General features: G+C 37.8%; 3 protein-coding genes. All 3 read right to left on the bottom strand.

Annotated elements, in window-relative coordinates; translation table 11 throughout:
* Positions 1-134: 134 nt before the first annotated feature.
* Entirely contained in the window at positions 135-476 is a 342-nt protein-coding gene (locus tag L1D46_RS20415; RefSeq protein WP_130052851.1) for a MerR family transcriptional regulator, read from the bottom strand.
* Between the two features lie 73 nt (positions 477-549).
* Complete coding sequence (locus tag L1D46_RS20410; protein WP_130052850.1) at positions 550-1551, bottom strand: LacI family DNA-binding transcriptional regulator; 1002 nt, start codon at positions 1549-1551, stop codon at positions 550-552.
* A gap of 34 nt (positions 1552-1585) precedes the next feature.
* On the bottom strand, positions 1586-2199 hold a 614-nt coding region (locus L1D46_RS20405), incomplete at its 5' end, for an MFS transporter (protein ID WP_239978147.1).

Below are 2199 nucleotides of genomic sequence, written 5' to 3'. Positions count from 1 at the left end.
TATTATTCCTTAATTAGAATTTAAGTTATCAAAAAAAAGATTAGTTTATTGAAAATGTTAATTTAGATTGTACTGCTTGTTCTAGGTCTACATGAGATACTATAAACCCTCCACTAAAGGGGAGAGTCAACTAATTATTTAGCGTTAATAATCCCAACACATGAATCGATTTTGGCTATTTTCTGTTCTGTTTGCTCAATTTGAGCTTGCAAACGGGCCTTTAAGTGTACTAAAAACTCGCTTATCTCAGCCCAGTTTGCTTCCCCGTTTTCATATTTTATAAACCCTTTTAGCTCAGCTAGTGTAACCCCCAACAGTTTTGCTTCTGCGATTAACCTCAATACTTCAATGTGCTCATTGGTGTAAACACGGTATTTTCCTTGGCGTTTTGGGGGGACAATAAGCTCTTTTTCTTCGTAAAACCGAATAGCTTTAACAGATAAATTCGTTTTTCTTGCTACTTCACCGATAAACACCTGTTACTCCATCTATACATCGATATTATTCGTTATATTTAAATAAGCGGTTAGTTTCGCCTTTTTCAAGCTCTCAAGTTAAATGTGTTGTTGAGTCGCGTATCAGTAATTCAGGTGTGAAAATATGCTCTATATTCGAGAGACTTTGTTTATATACTTGTTTTAACACCAAGTTGGCGGCCATGATCCCCATTTTCTCTACCGGGTTATCAATGGTTGTCAAAGTTGGGTACAAGTAATTTGTAAAATGAACATTATCGAATCCGACGATAGCTAAGTCTTTTGGTAGATCAAGCTGATGCTCTCGAGCATATTTCATTACACCAGATGCCATTTCATCATTTGCACAAACAACAGCAGTAAATTTTATGTTGTTGTTAAAGAAATGCTTTAAGCCGTTATACCCACCGGTTTCTTTAAAGTCACCGACAAATAGAGTTTGCTCATTAAAAGTAATACCGTATTCTTTAAGTGCTTTTTTGTGACCTTCTAGTCGATCAAATGCATCGGGTTTAAATAACGGGCCCGCAATGTATGTTATATCTTTATGGCCTTGAGCAAGTAAGTGCTTAGTTGCTAAATATCCGCCCATCACGTTATCCAGACTAATGCAGTTTTCTTTCATTTTATCTACATAGCGGCTGATCAAATAAATAGGGGTTTTACCTTTGTTTAATTTTACTAGATACTCATCACTAACAGCTTCAACATGAGCAATGATTGCATCGCAATTACGTGAAATTAAAAATTCTAAGCCATTCTTTTCTTTGTCTTCTTCACTGTGTCCCGGCGTAATAATGACATGTTTTCCGGCAGCTCTTAATTGAGCTTCGATAGCAGACATCATCTCACCAAAAAACGCGCCATCTAATTCAGACACTAAAATACCCACACTATTAGTGCAATTTGAAGCGAGAGAGCGAGCTATTGAATTTGGTTTGTAACCAAGCTGCTCCATCGCATCGAGGACTTTTTGTTTGGTTTTTTTGCTGACGTAGTCATTTTCATTTAACACCCGAGATACGGTTGATAAAGAAACGCCAGCGAGCTCTGATACCTGATAAATAGTTGCCATAATTACTGTTTGATATAAACCTTAACTGTTTAATTTACAGACTTGCACGCCTAATTGCCAAGTCTTCTGTTATTTTTTCTGTCATTTCAGATGTTAATGGATAAAAGGCCATCAGTGCTGCGGCTATTAGAGCAAACGCTGCTGGTAGCCAACTCATTAGTAGTATCATGCCATCGAGTGAGTGTGCAATGGTGGTTTCGTCCATTCCGTCATAGCCATAACTTGCAAGTACAACAAGCACTAAGGCTCCGGCAAATCCACCCCCCGTTTTTTGCACGAAAGTTCCTGCTGAGTATATGAGGCCAGTGGCACGGCGCTTATTTTTCCACTCAGAATAGTCTGCACTATCCCCAAGCATTGTAAAAAACAGGGTAGGCATCATGGCTGCGAAGAATTCAGACAGACAACCCATAACAAAGATCAGGCTGAGGTTATCATTTGGCAGCCAAAAGAAACAAATGGTAAAGAAGGCACTTAGTAATAATGAAGCGATAAACAAAGTACGTTTACCCAGAATCTCAGCTAATTTTCCTGTACTTAACGCGCCGAAAATTGAGACGATTAATAAAGCTATAAAGTATTGGCCAGTTAAAAGCTCATTACCTACGTAATATTTAAAATAATAAGCAATGACACCATATTTAATGC

Source organism: Pseudoalteromonas sp. Isolate3 (assembly GCF_022398505.1).
Lineage (GTDB): Bacteria > Pseudomonadota > Gammaproteobacteria > Enterobacterales > Alteromonadaceae > Pseudoalteromonas > Pseudoalteromonas apostichopi.
Note: the sequence above shows the minus strand (reverse complement) of the source record. Positions and strands in the feature narration are given on the sequence as shown.

Coding starts and splice junctions, on each gene's coding strand:
- L1D46_RS20410 (WP_130052850.1), bottom strand. CDS start 1,551: ATGGCAACTATTTATCAGGTATCAGAGCTCGCTGGCGTTTCTTTATCA.